Origin of the sequence: Mannheimia kashgarensis (genome assembly GCF_041807705.1) — a bacterium.
Classification (GTDB): domain Bacteria; phylum Pseudomonadota; class Gammaproteobacteria; order Enterobacterales; family Pasteurellaceae; genus Mannheimia.
This window is the reverse complement of record NZ_JBGTYY010000023.1, coordinates 15,468-34,346: the sequence shown is the minus strand read 5'-3', so window position 1 is coordinate 34,346 and position 18,879 is coordinate 15,468. Positions and strand designations below refer to the sequence as shown.

Here is an 18,879-nt window from a genome sequence, read left to right as displayed (position 1 = left end):
CGGTTACGCCTGCTACAAACAGCTCTATGAGTTTATGTTGTTTGTACTGACTTAGACGACTTTTTCTCATAGGGTTATCTTAACCTAAATGGAAGTTTTAGTCGTTATCTAGGACAGCCCCTAATTTTTTGATCACCAATTACTACTGGGCGTGCTAACTCGTAAATCCGTTTATCAGCTAATGCTTTAATAATAACTTCTGGTCCGATACCTGCGGCATCTCCCATCGTAATTCCTAAAATAGGTTTCATTTTTACTCCTTGATTGAAATTAATCATTTTGAGCGAGGTATATCGTAAATAAAGTAACAAAAATAAATATTCACAATCTTTTTGATTTATTTTAATCAAATTTAGAAGGGTAGATTAGTAGAGTAGGAAATAAAATGTTAGTCATTACCTAGATAAAGCTTCCCTTTTCAGAAAAAAACGGTATCATTACGCCCCTTAAATGTAACCCTACATTTAAGTCTGTTTCCAACCTATCCCATTCATTTCTTCGGGACAAATAGGGTAAAAACAAAAAAGCTGAAACGCTTTTTTTAATAAGTAGCGAGTCAAATGCCCCAAGGCACCGAGTCTTTCCGGATTCGCGAGCTTAGGCTTCCTCCGCAAGGCACCCGACTTATTTTTTTCACCTCTTTTAGAAGGTTTATTTCAATGACAATTAAAACTCCTATTCAAGCTGTTCTTGCTTCAAACCAATACTTTTTAGATCGCCAAGATGCAATGGAATCAAACGTACGTAGCTATCCGCGTAAATTACCGTTTGCTTACCAAAAAGCTCAAGGCGTGTGGGTAACTGATGTTGAAGGCAATGAATACCTCGATTTTTTAGCAGGTGCAGGAACGCTTGCATTAGGTCATAACCACCCTAAATTAATCCAAGCGATTAAAGATGTTTTAGACAGTGGTTTACCTTTACATTCTTTAGATATTACCACCCCATTAAAAGATGCTTTCACAGAAGAATTACTTTCATTCTTCCCGAAAGATCAATATATTCTCCAATTCACAGGCCCAACAGGGGCTGATGCGAATGAAGCTGCGATTAAATTAGCGAAAACCTTTACCGGTCGTAGCAATGTGATCGCATTCTCAGGTGGTTTCCACGGTATGACACACGGTGCGTTATCTTTAACAGGTAACTTAAGTGCGAAGAATGCAGTACAAGGTTTAATGCCGGGTGTGCAATTTATGCCGTATCCGCACGAATATCGTTGCCCGTTTGGTATTGGGGGCGAGGCTGGTGCAAAAGGAGTTGAGCACTATTTTGAAAACTTTATCGAAGATGTTGAAAGTGGTGTGGTAAAACCGGCTGCTGTTATTCTTGAAGCAATTCAAGGCGAAGGCGGTGTTGTGCCAGCTCCAATCAGTTTCTTACAAAAAGTGCGTGAAGTAACGAAAAAACACGGCATTTTAATGATTGTGGACGAAGTTCAAGCAGGTTTCTGCCGTTCAGGTAAAATGTTCGCCTTTGAACACGCAGGTATTGAGCCGGATATCGTGGTGATGTCAAAAGCGATTGGCGGTAGCCTTCCATTAGCGGTATTAGCAATCCGTAAAGAATTTGACGCTTGGCAGCCGGCTGGTCACACAGGCACATTCCGTGGTAATCAGTTAGCAATGGCAACAGGTTATGTTTCACTCAAAATTATGCGTGAAGAAAACCTTGCGCAAAATGCTCAAGAGCGTGGTGAGTACTTAACAAACGCATTACGTGAGTTAAGCAAAGAATTACCTTGTATTGGTAATGTACGCGGTAAAGGCTTAATGATGGGTATTGATATTGTTGATGAACGCCAGCCAAAAGATGCAACAGGTGCTTACCCTCGTGATTGCGACTTAGCCGTTGCAATTCAAAAATATTGCTTTAAGAACAAATTGTTACTAGAACGTGGCGGACGTGGTGGTAACGTTGTGCGTGTGCTTTGTGCGGTAAATATTACCCAAGCAGAATGTGAAGAGTTTATTAAACGCTTTAAACAATCTGTTACCGAAGCAGTGAAAGCAGTGCGTGGTTAATTTGTAATGAGACAAGCGGTTGAATTTTGTAAATTTTTTGCGAAATTTAACCGCTTTTTAAACACTCAAAATCAAGCAAAGGGCATTCTTATGGCAACAACAGTTAATTGGAATAGCTTCTTTACAAATAAAGAAAGCGTAAGTGATGACTTTATGCTTGAGCGTTCTTTTGGAGAAGAAATAAATATGTCAAACCTAGAAAAACACAGACAATCTCTGTTCTGTAGTGATCCAAAATCCATTGCGGATTATGAATCGGCGATGAACAATGCGGTAAAAGCGGTTTCAGACTGGCTGAAAGAAGAAAAAATGTACACCGGTGGCTCAATTAAAGAGTTGCGTGCCAAAATCAATGGTTTTAACCCATCTCAAGCCGGTGTAGGCGTGCAAAAATCGCTAGAACATTTGGTGGAAATTTTCTTAAAACCAAGCCTCAAAGTTCACCACCCTCATTCTTTGGCTCACTTACATTGCCCGACAATGATAACCAGCCAAATTGCAGAAGTGTTGATTAATGCCACCAACCAATCAATGGACTCTTGGGATCAAAGCCCAGCGGGTTCGATTATGGAAGAGCATTTAATTGATTGGTTACGCCAAAAAGTGGGCTATGGAAACGGCACGTCAGGCGTATTTACGTCAGGTGGTACACAATCAAACTTAATGGGCGTGTTGTTGGCTCGTGATTGGGCGATTGCAAACCATTGGAAAAATGAAGATGGCTCGGAATGGTTGGTGCAAGCAGATGGTATTCCGCCTGATGCAATGAAAAAAGTGAAAGTGGTTTGCTCTGAAAATGCTCACTTCTCGGTGCAAAAAAATATGGCAATGATGGGAATGGGTTTCCAATCGGTAGTTACTGTGCCATCAAATGCCAATGCACAAATGGACGTTGAAGCCCTTGCGAAAACCTTAGCGGATTTAAAAGCCGAAGGCAAAATTGTGGCTTGTATCGTGGCAACTGCTGGTACAACAGATGCCGGTGCGATTGATGATTTAAAAGCGATCCGCAAATTAGCCGATGAATACAAGGCGTGGGTTCATGTTGATGCCGCTTGGGGCGGAGCGTTATTGTTATCGAAAGATTTCCGCCATTTCTTAGATGGCATTGAGCTAACCGATTCGATTACCCTTGATTTCCACAAGCACTTCTTCCAATCGATTTCTTGTGGGGCATTCTTGTTAAAAGATGAAGCGAACTATCGTTTCATTGATTACAAGGCGGATTACCTCAACTCAGAATACGATGAAGAACACGGTGTACCAAACTTAGTGGCAAAATCGCTGCAAACGACCCGTCGTTTTGATGCGTTGAAATTATGGTTCACAGTAGAAGCCTTAGGCGAAGATTTATATGCTTCGATGATCGATCACGGTGTGTATCTCTCAAAAGAGGTGGAAGCCTATATCAATGCAACGAAAGGCTTAGAAATGTTAGTGCCAGCACAATTCGCTTCGGTGTTATTCCGTGTTGTGCCGGAAGGTTATCCGGCAGAATTTGTGGATACCCTAAACCAAAATGTGGCAGATGAATTATTTGCACGAGGTGAGGCGAATATCGGTGTAACCAAAGTTGGTGAGCATCAATCACTGAAAATGACTACTTTAAGCCCGATTGCAACACTTGAAAACGTAAAAGCATTATTAGCTCAGGTGTTAGCAGAAGCGGAGCGGATTAAAGATTCGATTGTCAATGGCACTTACGTTCCACCAATTGACTAATGGCATCGAAAATAAAAGCGTGTTTTCAGGATTTATTTATGTTTTAATGTTTGCATTCGGTAGTTTTTATCGAATGCAAATTTTTTAATAAGGAGTTTTTATGAAAAAAGTACTGGGTTTAGCCTTGATGGCAATGGCTTTATCGGCGTGTAATTCAACCGCTTCTAATAGTTCTTCACAAGCAAATACAGGCGTTGCACTGGCGAATGTGATTAGCGTGAAACAGGCGTTAGCGGCAGCAGATGATAGCTACGTTACTGTAGAAGGCACAATCTTAAATAAAGTAGGTGATGAAACTTACTTATTTAAAGATACAACAGGGCAAATTCGTGTGGAGATTGACGATGAAGTTTGGGCAGGTCAACACGTTGGTAGCGAAGGCAATCAAGTCCGTTTATCCGGTGAAATTGACAAAGACCGTAACAAAACCGAGTTAGATGTTAAAAAACTCACGGTAATCAAACCTTAAGCTGATTCCCCGCCTTGTTTGGCGGGGTTTTCATTTAATAGAACGAAATTTTCAGCTCAATAAAGGCAAGTCACAAAGCCATACGTTTTGCAAAAAAACGCAAAATCCTACCGCTTGTTATTTCAATATTTCTCTGCAAGATTCTGCAACTTCTTGCAAGATGGCCACATAATCTGTCTCTTTTAAGCCAATATTGCCAAAATAGTGCATTTTCACATCATTAATCCCACAAAACTCAAATAGCCCTTTACCAAGCGTGTGTTCAAAGGCATTGAGAAAACCTTTTCGCTCATATTTTTCATTGGAATTACCCAGCGTAACAAATTGTTGCATTTTCTTGCCTGTGAGTAAGCCGATACTTTCAATCTCGCCATTTTGATAGGCAAAATCATAGCTCAATACACGGTCTAAATAGCCTTTTAAAATGGCAGGAAACCCCATCCACCAAAGGGGATAAATCAGCGTAATCACATCAGCTTCTCGCCAATATTGATGTTCCGCAGCAATATCGGGAACATATTGTTGGGAAAGGGTTTGAGTAAATTCTTGCCAAGTCAAAATAGGGTCAAAATTAAGCTGATAGAGATCTCGTACCATCACATTATTGGGCGAGGCTGCAACGGCTTTTTCTAAAATGGCGTGGTTAAAACTATGATTTGAGGGGTGAGCGTAGATAATGAGATGTTTCATTTTCTTACCTTTTATCTTTTTTTGTGTAGCTGATAGAGGATCTCAATGAAAATTTCTTTGATGGAAATCAATGTTTTAGCGAATACTTGCCCAAATACCCCGTTTGAGGAATGAACGCTAACCCGTGAACATTGGATAATTTAGCCTATGATAACGGCAAAAATGGTGTTTTCTTGACCAATAATTCCAATCAATCACTTCCTCGTCGCAGCTTTTTACGAGGGCAATTTTTAGATTCACTTAAAAGCGAAAAAATAAGTTGGCAAGGGTATGAAGCAATTCGTCCGCCTTGGGCTAATTTAGCAAATTTTTTAGAAAAATGCACCGCTTGTGATAACTGCATTAAGGTTTGCGAAACAAGCATTGTTGTAAAAGGGGCAGGTGGTTATCCTGAGGTTGATTTCAGCAAAGGCGAATGTACATTCTGTGAAAAGTGTGTGCAATCTTGCGAAGCTGATGTGTTTCGAGACGTTTCAGAACAGGCTTGGAATCACAAAATTGAAATTCAAGACAGTTGTTTATTGAAACGGGGAACAGAATGCCGAAGCTGTGGCGACAGTTGTGAAATGCGAGTGTTTCGCTTTCGACCGAGTTTAGGTGGTATCGCCCAAATGACATTAGATTTAGAAAGCTGTAACGGCTGTGGAGCTTGTTTAAATGTTTGTCCAACAAGTGCAATTAAAATCAGCCACAGTAATAATACAGGCAAATAGAGATGAGTGAAAAATTATCTGAACAGGAAAGCTGGTATGTTTGTAGTTTAGTGGTGCAAGCAAAGCCAGAAAAGTTGGAAGAAGTGAAAGCTGAGATTCTGAACATTCCTTATACCGAGATTCACGGGGAAAAACCAGAAGAAGGCAAATTAGTCGTAACGATCGAAAGTAATGTGCATTTAGCCCTTTCCGATCGTATCGATCAAGTAAGAGATATTAAAGGTGTGATTGTAGTCTCTTTAATCTCAAACTATATCGATGAACAGTAACAGTTATTTTTGAAGCAAACGTGGGACAGTATTATGGAACTCAATCGTAGAGATTTTATGAAAGCAAATGCAGCTGTGGCTGCAGCTGCTGCGGCAGGAATTATGATTCCCGTGAAAAACGTCCAAGCTGATGATAGCGGTATTCGTTGGGATAAAGCTCCTTGCCGTTATTGTGGTACAGGTTGTAGTGTACTTGTAGGTACAAAAGATGGCAAGGTGGTTGCAACACAAGGCGATCCGGATGCAGAAGTGAACCGTGGTTTAAACTGTATTAAAGGTTATTTCTTATCAAAAATGATGTATGGTGCAGACCGTATGCAAGAGCCAATGCTTCGTATGAAAGATGGCAAATTTGATAAGAATGGCGATTTCACTCCGGTTTCGTGGGAACAAGCATTCACAGTAATGGCAGATAAAATCAAAGCTACCATTAAAAGTGATGGTCCTAATGCAGTAGGTATGTTCTCATCAGGTCAAACAACCATTTTTGAAGGTTATGCGAAAGTGAAACTTTGGAAAGGTGGTTTCCGTTCTAATACCATTGACCCGAATGCACGTCACTGTATGGCATCAGCTGCGGTTGCCTTTATGCGTACCTTTGGTATGGACGAACCGATGGGCTGCTATAACGATATTGAAAAAACCGATGCGTTTGTACTTTGGGGCTCAAATATGGCAGAAATGCACCCGATTTTATGGAGCCGTATTTCTGATCGCCGCTTATCGAATGACAATGTGCGTGTTGTGGTAATGTCTACTTACGAACACCGTTCATTTGAGTTAGCCGATACACCAATTATCTTTAAACCGCATTCAGACTTAGCAATCTTAAACTACATTGCTAACTACATTATTGAAAATGATAAAGTAAATTGGGATTTCGTAAACAAGCATACTAAATTCAAACGTGGTGAGACCAACATCGGTTACGGTTTACGTCCTGAACACAAATTACAACAAAATACCAATGCGAAAACTGCAGGTAAAATGTATGACAGTGATTTTGAAGAATTTAAGAAAATCGTTGCGCCATATACATTAGACGAAGCTCACCGTATTTCGGGTGTGCCGAAAGAGCAGTTACAAGCCTTAGCAGAAATGTATGCTGATCCAAACAGAAAAATTGTTTCATTCTGGACAATGGGCTTCAACCAGCACACTCGTGGTGTATGGGTAAACCATATGATGTATAACGTACACTTATTAACAGGCAAGATTGCATTAGAAGGTTGCGGACCATTCTCTTTAACCGGTCAGCCATCTGCTTGTGGTACAGCCCGTGAAGTAGGAACATTTATCCACCGCTTACCGGCAGATATGGTGGTAACAAATCCTAAACACCGTGAGATTGTAGAAAAGTCGTGGAAATTACCGGCTGGGGTAATTCCTGATGTGCCGGGCTATCACGCAACTGCACAAAGCCGTGCATTAAAAGATGGCAAAATGAAATTCTTATGGCAGATGTGTACCAACAATATGCAGGGCGGTCCAAATATCAATGAAGAGATCTTCCCAGGCTGGCGTAACCCTGAAACCTTTATCGTGGTTTCAGATCCGTACCCATCAGTTTCAGCCGTTGCTGCAGACTTAATCCTTCCAACCTGTATGTGGGTAGAAAAAGAAGGGGCTTATGGTAACGCAGAACGCCGTACTCAATTCTGGCGTCAGCAGGTTAAAGGCCCGGCAAATGCACGTTCTGATACTTGGCAATTAGTTGAGTTCTCTAAATACTTCAAAGTAGAAGAAGTATGGCCGGAAGAACTATTAGCAAAAGCGCCTGAATTACGTGGCAAAACGTTGTACGAAATCCTTTATACCAACGGAAAAGTGGATAGCTACCAAGTACCGACAAACATTCCGGGTTATATGAATGATGAAGCGGATCACTTCGGTTACTACATTCAAAAAGGTTTATTTGAAGAGTATGCAGAATTTGGCCGAGGACACGGACACGATTTAGCTGACTTCGATACTTACCACAAAGTGCGTGGTTTACGTTGGCCTGTAGTAAAAGACGAAAAAACAGGCGAATATAAAGAAACACTATGGCGTTACCGTGAAGGTTATGACCCATATGTAAAACCGGGTGAAGAAGTTGCGTTCTATGGTAATGCAGACAAAAAAGCTGTTATTTTGGGCGTACCTTATGAGCCACCTGCAGAAGCACCTGATGAAGAATATGATTTATGGTTCTGTACAGGTCGTGTGCTTGAACACTGGCACACAGGTACAATGACCCGCCGTGTTCCTGAGCTTCACAAAGCATTCCCAACTAACTTAGTTTGGATGCACCCGGACGATGCGAAAAAACGTGGTTTACGTCATGGTGATAAAGTGAAAGTGATTTCACGCCGTGGTGAGTATGTATCTAACTTAGATACGCGTGGACGTAACAAATGTCCACAAGGGTTAATTTACTCGACCTTCTTCGATGCAGGTCAGTTAATTAACAAAGTAACTCTTGATGCGACAGACCCAATTTCATTTGAAACCGACTTCAAAAAATGTGCGGTTAAAGTGGTTAAGGCTTAATGTGAATGGGCGAATTCTTTCGCCCGACATTATACCCCGTAGGGGCAAATTATTATTTGCCCATCACAAGCGGTTAAATTTTCATAAAAATTTGCAAAAAATTGTCGAAAACCAACCGCTTGAATTAAGAGGAACCCACAATGAAAATGGATCCAAATCGTCGCCAGTTTTTAAAAAATGCAACCCGTACCGCAGCCGGTGTTTGCGGTGTGGGAATGATTTTAGGGCTACAGCAACAACAAAGTTTTGCCCGCCAAGGGGTGGCGTTGCGTCCACCGGGTGCATTGCCGGAGCAAGATTTCCTGAGTGCTTGCACCCGTTGCGGACAATGTGTGCAGGCTTGTCCTTACGATATGTTGCATTTGGCATCGCTTATTTCACCAGTGGAAGCAGGCACGCCATACTTTATTGCACGGGATAAGCCTTGCGAAATGTGCGTGGATATTCCCTGTATGAATGCTTGCCCAACCGGGGCATTAAGCGAAGAGCTAAAAGACATTGACGATGCACGAATGGGGCTTGCGGTGTTGCTCGACCACGAAACTTGTCTTAACTGGCAAGGCTTGCGTTGTGATGTGTGTTATCGAGTTTGCCCTTTAATTGATAAAGCAATTACCCTTGAAAAAGTACATAACGATAGAACCTCCATTCACGCAAAATTAATCCCAACTGTACATTCCGATGCTTGTACAGGCTGTGGAAAATGTGAACAGGCTTGTGTGCTAGAAGAAGCAGCAATTAAAGTATTACCGATGGATTTAGCCAAAGGATTACTCGGCAGACACTACCGCTTAGGCTGGCAAGAAAAACAAAATGCAGGTAAATCGTTAATTGAAGATGTACACCCTGACGGTTTACGTCCAGCTTATGATGCAAGAATGCCGGAAGGCTTACACGAACCCGTTTATCAACATATGGAAGTAAAACCGGGAGCGAAAGTTGCAACGCCAAGTCGGGCGACACAAAATTATGTACCGAACTCTACGACGGTGGAAGCTCCGGAGCATTTCCCTGATTTAGACTTGAATCTCAAGGGGGTGAAATAATGGCAGCCAATTCTCCAAAAAATGCGGGCTTAGAGGCTCGTCAGAAACTAGGTTGGTGGCACGCTTACCGCTTTTTGATTTTAAGACGCTTAACCCAGCTTAGCATTATTTTGATGTTTTTAAGCGGACCACTTTGGAATGTCTGGATTTTAAAAGGCAATTATAGCGGCAGCTTATTGCTGGATACCGTGCCAATGACAGATCCGTTAATGACAGCCCAAGTCTTAGCGACAGGCTATCAACCTGAATGGACAGTGCTAATCGGGGCATTAATTATTGTTGCATTTTATGCGATTGTCGGCAGCAAGCTATTTTGCAGTTGGATTTGCCCGATGAATATGGTAACCGACACCGCCGCTTGGCTAAGACGCAAACTCGGTATCCGCCAAAGTGCTAAAATTCCACGCAATTTGCGCTATGTGATTTTGGCAGTCATTTTAGTCGGTAGTGCAATTTCTGGCACGCTATTGTGGGAGTGGATAAACCCGGTTGCGGCACTCGGTCGGGTGTTTGTATTCGGTTTAGGAGCAACGCTTTGGTTGGTTTTAGTGGTGTTCTTGTTTGACTTATTGGTAGCAGAACACGGTTGGTGCGGACACCTTTGCCCGATAGGGGCAACTTATGCCTTAATTGGGGCGAAAAGCCTGATTAAAGTTAAAGTGGTGGATCGTAACCGTTGCGATAATTGTATGGATTGTTACAACGTTTGCCCTGAGCCACAAGTGCTTCGAGTACCATTACATGGTAAGCCTGAAGATAGCACTGTTATCTTATCAAAAGATTGTATTACCTGCGGACGTTGTATTGACGTTTGTGCTGAAAAAGTTTTTGCCTTTGGAACACGTTTTCAAGGCAGTATTGATGTAAAGAATATTTAAATTTAGCTTTGTTTAAAAACAAGCATTTTAATGGAGTGAACCTCAAATGAGAAAATATCTTGCCCTAATTTTATCCGCAATGACAGGCTTGGCAATGGCAGAAGGCCCGAAATTATCCGGTTCTATTGATGATACAGCCGAAAGTGTTGCACCGGGATTTCATAATCCGCAAAAAGATGTAGGGAATATCCCAACAACTTTCCCATTCCAACCACCACTTGTTCCACACAGTATTCGTGGCTTACAAGTGAGCAAAAATGTAAACCATTGCTTAGGTTGCCACGCGATTGAACCTTCTAAAACCACCGGTGCAACTCGTTTACCGCCAAGTCATTTTATGGATCGTGATGGCAAAGTTTATGAAAATGAATCGCCACGTCGTTACTTCTGTTTACAATGCCACGTTCAACAAACAAGTGTAAACCCAATTGTTCAAAATAAATTTGAATCTGTACGACAAACGCAAGGTAAATAAGGAGTAAGTAATGATAAGAAGATTTTTTAACTGGTTACGTCGCCCAAGTAGAATGGCAATTGGTTTGGTAATTCTACTTTCTGCATTAGGGGGTATTTTTGCGTGGAGTGGTTTTAATGCGGGGCTTGCTTACACCAATACCGAAGAGTTTTGTTCAAGCTGTCATATGAACGATGTTGTACCTGAATACCGTGCTTCTGCTCACTACTCAAATCGCAGTGGTGTGAAAGCGATTTGTTCAGACTGCCACGTTCCACACGAATTTTTCCCAAAATGGAAGCGTAAAATTATTGCAGCTAAAGAAGTATATGCTCACTATACGGGTAAAGTAGATACTAAAGAGAAATTTGAAGCACATCGTGGCGAAATGGCGATGCGTGAATGGGAGCGTTTAAAAGCGAACGATTCACAAGAGTGCCGTAACTGCCATAACTTTGAAGATATGGATTTCACCCAACAAAAAACGGTGGCACAGCAAATGCACGCATTGGCACAAGAACAAAATAAAACCTGTATCGATTGCCATAAAGGGATTGCTCACAATCTTCCACATATGGAAGCGATTCAGAAAAACTTCATTCCTGATGATTTGCTGAAAAAAGCAGAAGAGAAGAAATAGCCTAAAGTTGTTCAACAGAAACCCTCAATTTCGATTGAGGGTTTCTTTTTTCGTAGCCAAGTTAGTAACCGACTGCATTTAGATTTGGTAAAAAATCATTGGAATTTAACCGCTTGACGGCTGTTTCCTGCATACCATCTTCGTGAAGTACAATTTCCCGCCAGCCTTGAGGCAATAAATCTAAAGTAAACTGATCGCAATTCGGCTTAAATTGAATACAAGTAGATGGAGTGGCATAAATCGGAATACCTTGCCACACATCATCGACCTGCTGATGAATATGTCCGTGCACAATTCCTTTAACATTCGCAAATTTTGTTAAAATTTCGGCTAATTCGTTACTGTTTTTTAAACTATGCTGATCGAGCCACGCAGAATTTGTCGGTAAAATGTTGTGGTGCAGAGCAATCAAGCTAAAACGTTGCGGATATTGTGCCAATTTTTCTTCCAACCACTTCAGCTGTAAGTAGGAGAGTTCGCCATAAGGCATACCAACTACTTGGCTATTCAATAAAAGCAGCTGCCATTTATCGCCGATTAAGATCTGCTTATGCGGTAAAATATGTGAATACTGCCCTAAAATTTCTCCCATATTCGGCTGAACATCGTGATTTCCCTCCAACCATACAATCGGCGTTTTTAGTGGTTCGGTAATTTGTGCAAAATAATGATAACCGGCGATATTGTGATCTTGAATTAAATCGCCGGTGGCAAGCACTAAATCAAAGGCTTGTGTGGTCTCAATTTGTTTTTGTATCTGCTCAATGACTGCTGAGAAGCTCTTTACTGTTTTGACATTGAGCAGTGTCTCCTCCGTGTGGGAAAACAAATGCGGATCGGTTATTTGCAATAACCTAACCGTACCGTTTTTTTGCAGTTTAAAGGGTTCACTCATTGTGTGTTTCCATTCAAAATTTCATAAAATTTAACTGGTTAGATTTTATCAGTAAGCGAAAATGAAAAATGTGTTCTATGCCGCATTTTTGAAAAAAAGTTTCTCTTTTTGATAAAAATCTATGCAGCTAACGTTCTATCAGCTTCAATTAGAAAAAAGTGGAATTTTATTACGAGTTTTTTATAACAGAATAGAATAATTATTTGATTAATATCAATGACATTTTTTTCCAAAACGAAAATAATCACACCTTATTAGATAAAGGAGTAAATTAATATGCGTTCAGAACTTTTAAAAACGCTTTTGCTATCAGGGCTGATTTTGCCGTTATTGATGGCGTTTGCCGTAGGGGCTTACGGCTTGATTGTGTGGCTATTACAAATGTTTGTTATTGGTTTACCGGGGGCATAGAAAATGTTAGGTTCAATCAAAGCATTATTTACTAAGCCGGCAACCAAAATCGGGTTAGGTGTGTTAGTCAGCATCGGCTTTATTGCAGGGGCAATTAGCTGGCATCAATTTAATAAAGCGATGGATCACACCAGCAGTGAAGAGTTTTGTGTGAGCTGCCACTCAATGCAGCAGCCGTTGGAGGAGCTTAAAAAAACTGCCCACTGGTCGAATAAAAGCGGGGTAACGGCAACTTGTTCAAGCTGCCATTTACCGCACGATTACACCGAAAAATATGCCCGCAAAGTGCAGGCAAGCCGTGAGGTGTGGGCTGAATTAACCGGCAAATATAAAGAAGAAGGTTCGTTTGAAAAACACCGCCTAGAGATGGCAGAACGTGAATGGGCAAGATTTGCCGCCAACGGTTCAAAAGAGTGTAAGGCTTGCCATAGCTATGAGCGAATGAATTTTGATAAGATGTCGGAAGCGGCTCGCAAGGCAATGAAACCGGCAGCGGAGAAAGATCAAAGCTGTATGGACTGCCACAAAGGCATTGCTCACCACTTGCCGAAAGCCGATGAAAATGCGGTAAAATCGAAGTTTGATCAGTTTGTGAATAAATCCCCAAGCCAAGGCAAATCTTACTATACCAAAGGGAATGCCGAATTATTCCTAGATGAAGGTTTAAGCCAAGCTATCGGGCAATTAGAAACCGCCGTGCCGGTGGCATTTGTGCAAGCGGGTAAAAATGCGGATTTGGTTGAGCTGACAATGTGGCGTAAAGAGAAAGGTTTCGGCCGCATTTGGTATCACGATTTCGGCAAAAACATTACCGATGCGGTACTCACCAAAGAATTTATGGCAAATCAGCCGAAATTTGAGGTATTAGAAACCAAAGAAGATCCGATTACCGGCTTGAATTGGCAAAAAGTGAAACTGCAAGCGTGGATTGGCAAAGCTCAATTATTAGACGATGTAACGCCAATTTGGGCAAATGCAGAAAGCCAATACAAAACCCAATGTAGCACTTGCCACAGACAGCCTGATGTCGCCCACTTCGATTCCAATAGCTGGATCGGCTTATTCAACGGAATGGTCGGCTTTACCAATATGGATAAACAGACCGGCAAAGAGGTGCTACGTTATTTACAAATGCACGCCTCCGACAGCGAAGGGGCGAAGCATTAAGATTACCCTCACCAGAGAGTGATTTGATAATAAATGTAGGGTCGCCACGCTGGCGACCGCACCGAGAGTTCAAGGGAATACAAGCGGTTAAATTTCCCTACAATTTTACAAATAAAGAAGGACAAGATATGCAACAATCTCGCCGTCAATTTTTAAAAAATATGTCTGTGATGGCTGCCGCCGTTACAATGCCGAATTTCCTCGTGCCTCGCAATGTGTTTGCGAGTGAAGACCTCAGCCAGTGGAAAATTTCCGGATCTCACTGGGGGGCAATGCGTGCCAAAATTGAGAACGGACGAGTGGCGGAGATCAAGCCGTTCGAGTTTGATAAACACCCAACCGAAATGCTCAATGGCATCAAAGGCTTAATTTACAGCGATTCCCGTATCCGCTACCCGATGGTGCGTTTGGATTGGCTTAAAAACCGACACAACAGCAACACCGCACAGCGTGGCGATAACCGCTTTGTGCGGATAACGTGGGACGAAGCCCTTGATCTGTTCTACCAAGAGTTAGAACGAGTGCAAAAAGAGTACGGGCCGTGGGCATTACACACCGCTAACGTAGGCTGGCGTTCAACCGGTCAATTCCACAGTTGCGGTAACCATATGATCCGAGCGATTGCAATGCACGGCAACAGTGTCGGCACCGCAGGCGACTACTCCACTGGTGCAGGGCAGACTATTCTGCCGTATGTACTTGGTTCGACTGAAGTTTATTCACAAGGCACGTCTTGGGAAATCATCTTAAAAGAGAGTGAAAATATCATTTTCTGGGCAAGCGATCCGGTGAAAAACCTGCAAGTCGGCTGGAACTGCGAAACCCACGAAGCCTATGCTTACTTGGAAAAACTGAAAGAGAAAGTGGCAGCGAAAGGCGTGAATGTGATTTGTGTCGATCCGGTAAAAAGCAAAACCCAAAATTTCTTAGGCTGTGAACAGCAGTACATCAACCCACAAACTGATGTGCCGTTTATGTTGGCACTTGCCCACACGCTCTACACCGAGAACCTGTACGACAAAAAATTCTTGGACATGTACACAGTCGGCTTTGAAAAATTCCTGCCGTATCTGTTGGGCGAGGCCGAAGACAAAGTGGCGAAAACCCCGGAATGGGCGGCTGAAATTTGTGGTATTTCCGCCGACAAAATCCGTGAATTTGCCCGAATGCTTGCCGGCAAACGCACCCAATTTATTTTCGGCTGGGCAATTCAACGCCAACAACACGGCGAACAACCGTACTGGATGGGAGCGGTGCTAGCCTCAATGTTAGGGCAAATCGGCTTGGCAGGCGGCGGCATTAGCTATGCTCACCATTACAGCTCTATCGGTATTCCTGAATCCGGTGCGGCAATGCCGGGGGCGTTCCCGCTCAATATTGATGAGGGGCAAACCCCGAAATACGACAACAAAGATTACAAAGGCTACAGCGACACCATTCCGGTGGCTCGTATGACCGACAGCTTGCTCCACGCCGGCGAAACCATTGATTACAACGGCAAAAAAGTGACTTACGCTCCGTTAAAAATGGCGATTTTCACCGGCTGTAACCAATGGCACCGCCATTCCGAGCGGAACAAAATGAAACAGGCGTTCCAAAAACTGGAAACCATTGTTTCGATCAACTACAGTTGGACGGCAACCTGCCGCTTCTCCGACATCGTGCTGCCGGCCTGTACCCCATTTGAACGCAACGATATTGACGCCTACGGCTCATACAGCAACCGTGGCGTGATTGCAATGCACAAGCTGGTTGATCCACTCTACGACTCTCGCTCCGACTTTGAGATTTTCCGAGATCTCTGCCGCCGTTTCGGTAAAGAGAAAGAGTACAGCCGTGGAATGGACGAAATGCAGTGGGTAGAAAAACTCTACAAAGATTGCCGCCGTGAAAACAGAGGTAAATTTGAAATGCCGGAGTTTGCTGAATTTTGGCAAAAAGGCTATGTGCTGTTCCCAGAGGGCAAACCTTGGGTTCGCCACGCCGATTTCCGTGAAGATCCGGAATTGCACGCACTTGGCACACCGTCTGGTTTTATCGAAATTTACAGCAACAAAATCGCCTCTTTCGGCTATGACGATTGCAAAGGTCACCCAATGTGGTTTGAGAAAGCCGAACGTTCACACGGCGGTAAAAATTCCGACAAATTCCCGTTCTGGCTACAATCGGTTCACCCTGACAAACGCCTGCACTCCCAGCTTTGTGAATCGAAAGAACTGCGTGAAACTTACAGCGTGCAAGGGCGTGAACCGCTTTACATTAACCCACAAGATGCCGCCAGACACGGCATTCAAGACGGAGATTTAGTGCGAGTGTTTAACGACCGTGGGCAAGCGATTGTCGGGGCGGTGCTTTCCGACAACTTCCCAAGCGGCGTGGTGCGTTTGCAAGAAGGGGCTTGGTATTCACCCCTTGACGAAAGTGTGGGGGCGATTGACACCTATGGCGACCCGAACACAATGACCCTCGACATCGGCACGTCCAAGTTGGCACAAGCGGTTTCCGCCAACACTTGCTTGGTGAACATCGAGAAATTTATCGGCAATGCCCCGGCTCCGAACGGCTTTAACGGTGCGATTGAGGTAACGGCTTAATGACGTTGGCAATCAGTCGTGAAGAACGGCAATTTATCTATGGCTGGTTTAACGCAATGCTCGCCCGAGAACTTTCGGACGAGCAGTTAAATGCCTTACAAGCGGGCGAATTTGACGATTTTTTTGCATACCTCAGCGAATTGGGTTTTGCCGAACAGGTTGCAAAATTTCAAGCAGAAGTGACCGCTTGTAGGCAGCTGGAATTTCCTCGTCTAGAACTGGCGGCTGACTTTGCCCAACTGTTTTTATTGGAAGGCAATCTCAGTGCAATCCCTTATGCCTCCGCCTATTTGGAAGGCGAGGCATTAGCGAAAAATTTGGCGGAAATGGACAGACTGCTGGGCGAATTTGGGCTACAAGTTAATCGGGAAAGCAAAGAGCCGAGCGATCATCTTTGCGTTTATCTCGCTCTTTTCGACCGCTTGCTTGCCGAAAAACCGTTGGAAACACAACAGCAATTTCTGCAAAACCAACTGATGAGCTGGCTCCCAGCGTGGTTCGCCAAAGCCAAAACCGTCAAAACCAACACCGGCGTTTATCCGGCGTTGTTAAGGTTGTTTGAAGAGGTATTGCTGAAGGAACAAAGATAAAGTTATTCATTTGAGAATGATTTGCATTGAGTGAATTTAAAAAGGAAGTTAAAATTTCAACTTCCTTTTTTATTGGCCGGATTTATCCACATTATTTATTACAAGCGGTTATTTTTATAAAAAAATTTACAAAGGAGACATTAATGCAAAATAATAAAACCACCTACCTAAATTGGTACGATTTATGCGTGCTAACCCTGATCTTTTTTGGCGAGGCAATTTACACCTCAACTCAGCAATATTTCATCACCACCGAAATGCAAGGTAATTTTGAAGAAAATTTAACCTTTTCAAATGAACAAAATTATTGGGCATTACTGACTCAACTTGCATTGTTGCTGGTTGCAATGGGCTATCTAAAATGGCGGAATTTTGATTTCAGCCGTTGGATGATTCGCCCATCTTGGCGGGCTTTTTTTAGCGGTATCGGGTTGTTTATCTTGCTCTCGTTAGCGATGGATCTCTATTTTGAAACATTATATGGTGTTTACAACCTAGTGTATCCGGAGCCATTTTTAGCAGTCTTAAAAGAAGTGAATTTTTCTACCGTGCTGTATGCGATTTTAAACGGCTTTTATGAAGAAATCTTTTTCCTCGGTATTTGCTTGGCGGTTAAACCTGAATATCTAAAATGGGCGGTGATTTATTCACTGATTATTCGGGTGAGTTTTCATACCTATCAAGGAATGGAAAGTGCGTTAGGATTAGGAATTTGGCTTGGTTTAATTATTTATTTGCTCTACTCACGCTCAAAGCAGAAAAACCTATTTCCATTTTGGGTGGCACACAGTATTGCGGATACTTTGGGGCTGAGTTTGTTGGCTTATTTTTAGTTAAAGGTGCTACATTTAAGCGGCATAAGTTGATAGAGCTGATCGTACCAGTAGCATAAAAACATTATTATTTGTATGGAAAGCTGCTTTTAGGTTACAATATAACCAATAGTTATTGGTTATAACTAAAAATTATTTTTAATTTAACGGAGCAAATATGAAGAGTATCAAAAATTAACCCTAGCCACTTTGATTTTAGTGGGTTTAACTGCTTGTGGTAGTGGTGGTTCAGGTAGCAGTTCTAATAATGCTAAATCGAAACCACAAGTTGAGTTAAAAAAACTGAAGAGGATAAAAAGGCTGAAGAAGCAAAAAAAATTGCAGAGGCAAAAGGAATTGGCAATAAAGAATATAAAGATGGATTAAATGAGTTAGAAGAAAAAAGCGAAACAGGTAAAAACGGAGAAGAGATTCGAACCCATGGCTATCTCTATAACAGCCATTATTCCGTTGTAACTGCCAAAATGAAACAAACTTTACAGTAAAATGGTCGTCAAATGGAACCTACGGTTGAAGTGAAAGGGCTTAAAACTGAGAATTTACCGACAGAGGGCAAAGCAACATATAAAGGCGAAGTTTTTGATTCTCACGGTAAAGCAGACACTGCATTAACTGGTGGAAAATTAACATATTATGTTGATTTTTCTAGTCGCATAGGCTCAGGTCAAGTTGAAAATGCACACGCTGGTTCTATCGAGTTAGAACAAGGCAAAATAGATAATGGTGGTATTACGGCTTCTGCTAGTCAAAAGCATAATAACGACTCCATTGTAAAAGGCAATTATAGTGTGCGATTCTTCGGTCCAAATGCAGAAGAAATAGGTGGTAAAATAGAGTTCAAAGCTAATGATAGAACAGATATCTTTGGTATTAGCGGAACTCGAGGCGAAATTCAAAAATAAATAACTTCTATTATTCAATGCCGTTTAATCCCTTAAACGGCATTCTTTTT

The 18,879-nt window shown here is 42.3% G+C and carries 18 protein-coding genes and 2 pseudogenes; 16 read left to right on the top strand and 4 right to left on the bottom strand.

Annotated features, from left to right (window positions below):
* A pseudogene (locus ACERCF_RS09445) lies at positions 1-70 on the bottom strand (IS1595 family transposase); the annotation flags it as partial.
* 52 nt (positions 71-122) lie between these two features.
* Positions 123-251: pseudogene (locus ACERCF_RS09440) on the bottom strand (4-phospho-D-threonate 3-dehydrogenase); the annotation flags it as partial.
* Positions 252-659: 408 nt separating this feature from the next.
* Between ACERCF_RS09440 and ACERCF_RS09435 the strand changes: the two are divergent.
* The 3 genes from ACERCF_RS09435 (at position 660) to ACERCF_RS09425 (ending at position 4,215) form a co-directional block, all read left to right on the top strand.
* Positions 660-2,024 (top strand): diaminobutyrate--2-oxoglutarate transaminase, encoded by a 1,365-nt coding sequence (locus ACERCF_RS09435; protein WP_373625426.1) that lies wholly within the window; start codon positions 660-662, stop codon positions 2,022-2,024.
* A 186-nt stretch (positions 2,025-2,210) separates the two neighbouring features.
* Positions 2,211-3,746, top strand: a complete 1,536-nt coding sequence (ddc, locus tag ACERCF_RS09430) for an L-2,4-diaminobutyrate decarboxylase (protein ID WP_373625428.1) — start codon at positions 2,211-2,213, stop codon at positions 3,744-3,746.
* Between the two features lie 100 nt (positions 3,747-3,846).
* Positions 3,847-4,215: a YgiW/YdeI family stress tolerance OB fold protein gene (locus ACERCF_RS09425; RefSeq protein WP_373625425.1), complete on the top strand. Its 369-nt coding sequence runs from the start codon at positions 3,847-3,849 to the stop codon at positions 4,213-4,215.
* Between the two features lie 117 nt (positions 4,216-4,332).
* Here ACERCF_RS09425 and ACERCF_RS09420 read toward each other — a convergent pair whose 3' ends face one another.
* Entirely contained in the window at positions 4,333-4,905 is a 573-nt protein-coding gene (locus ACERCF_RS09420) for an NAD(P)H-dependent oxidoreductase (protein WP_373625424.1), read from the bottom strand.
* Positions 4,906-5,078: 173 nt separating this feature from the next.
* On the opposite strand from ACERCF_RS09420, the gene napF reads away from it, so the two are divergent.
* The 7 genes from napF (at position 5,079) to ACERCF_RS09385 (ending at position 11,437) form a co-directional block, all read left to right on the top strand.
* The gene (gene napF / locus ACERCF_RS09415) at positions 5,079-5,618 is read left to right on the top strand and encodes a ferredoxin-type protein NapF (protein WP_373625427.1); all 540 of its coding nucleotides are present in this window, start codon (positions 5,079-5,081) and stop codon (positions 5,616-5,618) included.
* A 2-nt stretch (positions 5,619-5,620) separates the two neighbouring features.
* On the top strand, positions 5,621-5,887 hold the full coding sequence (locus ACERCF_RS09410; protein ID WP_373625423.1) for a chaperone NapD: 267 nt from the start codon (positions 5,621-5,623) through the stop codon (positions 5,885-5,887).
* 33 nt (positions 5,888-5,920) lie between these two features.
* A complete protein-coding gene (napA, locus tag ACERCF_RS09405) occupies positions 5,921-8,419 on the top strand; it encodes a nitrate reductase catalytic subunit NapA (protein WP_373625422.1) in 2,499 nt (832 codons plus the stop codon).
* Positions 8,420-8,559: 140 nt separating this feature from the next.
* Positions 8,560-9,465 (top strand): ferredoxin-type protein NapG, encoded by a 906-nt coding sequence (gene napG, locus ACERCF_RS09400; protein ID WP_373611529.1) that lies wholly within the window; start codon positions 8,560-8,562, stop codon positions 9,463-9,465.
* On the top strand, positions 9,465-10,343 hold the full coding sequence (napH, locus tag ACERCF_RS09395) for a quinol dehydrogenase ferredoxin subunit NapH (protein ID WP_373625421.1): 879 nt from the start codon (positions 9,465-9,467) through the stop codon (positions 10,341-10,343). The genes napG and napH overlap by 1 nt, the downstream gene beginning before the upstream one ends.
* Positions 10,344-10,389: 46 nt before the next feature.
* Positions 10,390-10,818 carry a nitrate reductase cytochrome c-type subunit gene (locus ACERCF_RS09390; protein WP_373625420.1) on the top strand — a complete coding sequence of 143 codons (429 nt, stop codon included), beginning with the start codon at positions 10,390-10,392 and terminating at the stop codon, positions 10,816-10,818.
* A gap of 10 nt (positions 10,819-10,828) precedes the next feature.
* On the top strand, positions 10,829-11,437 hold the full coding sequence (locus tag ACERCF_RS09385; RefSeq protein WP_373625419.1) for a NapC/NirT family cytochrome c: 609 nt from the start codon (positions 10,829-10,831) through the stop codon (positions 11,435-11,437).
* Positions 11,438-11,498: 61 nt separating this feature from the next.
* Here the strand turns inward: ACERCF_RS09385 and cpdA are convergent, their stop codons facing one another.
* Positions 11,499-12,332, bottom strand: coding sequence for a 3',5'-cyclic-AMP phosphodiesterase (gene cpdA / locus ACERCF_RS09380; protein WP_373611525.1), 834 nt, complete (start codon positions 12,330-12,332; stop codon positions 11,499-11,501).
* Between the two features lie 276 nt (positions 12,333-12,608).
* On the opposite strand from cpdA, the gene ACERCF_RS09375 reads away from it, so the two are divergent.
* The 6 genes from ACERCF_RS09375 (at position 12,609) to ACERCF_RS09350 (ending at position 18,829) form a co-directional block, all read left to right on the top strand.
* Positions 12,609-12,743 carry a nitrate/trimethylamine N-oxide reductase NapE/TorE gene (locus ACERCF_RS09375; RefSeq protein WP_373611524.1) on the top strand — a complete coding sequence of 45 codons (135 nt, stop codon included), beginning with the start codon at positions 12,609-12,611 and terminating at the stop codon, positions 12,741-12,743.
* Positions 12,744-12,746: 3 nt separating this feature from the next.
* The gene (gene torC, locus ACERCF_RS09370; protein WP_373625418.1) at positions 12,747-13,910 is read left to right on the top strand and encodes a pentaheme c-type cytochrome TorC; all 1,164 of its coding nucleotides are present in this window, start codon (positions 12,747-12,749) and stop codon (positions 13,908-13,910) included.
* A gap of 128 nt (positions 13,911-14,038) precedes the next feature.
* Positions 14,039-16,504 carry a trimethylamine-N-oxide reductase TorA gene (gene torA / locus ACERCF_RS09365; RefSeq protein ID WP_373625417.1) on the top strand — a complete coding sequence of 822 codons (2,466 nt, stop codon included), beginning with the start codon at positions 14,039-14,041 and terminating at the stop codon, positions 16,502-16,504.
* Entirely contained in the window at positions 16,504-17,094 is a 591-nt protein-coding gene (torD, locus tag ACERCF_RS09360) for a molecular chaperone TorD (protein ID WP_373625416.1), read from the top strand. Before torA ends, torD begins: the two co-directional genes overlap by 1 nt.
* Before the next feature lie 143 nt (positions 17,095-17,237).
* Complete coding sequence (locus tag ACERCF_RS09355) at positions 17,238-17,927, top strand: CPBP family intramembrane glutamic endopeptidase (RefSeq protein WP_373625415.1); 690 nt, start codon at positions 17,238-17,240, stop codon at positions 17,925-17,927.
* Positions 17,928-18,424: 497 nt separating this feature from the next.
* On the top strand, positions 18,425-18,829 hold the full coding sequence (locus ACERCF_RS09350) for a factor H binding protein domain-containing protein (RefSeq protein WP_373625414.1): 405 nt from the start codon (positions 18,425-18,427) through the stop codon (positions 18,827-18,829).
* Positions 18,830-18,879 lie beyond the last annotated feature (50 nt).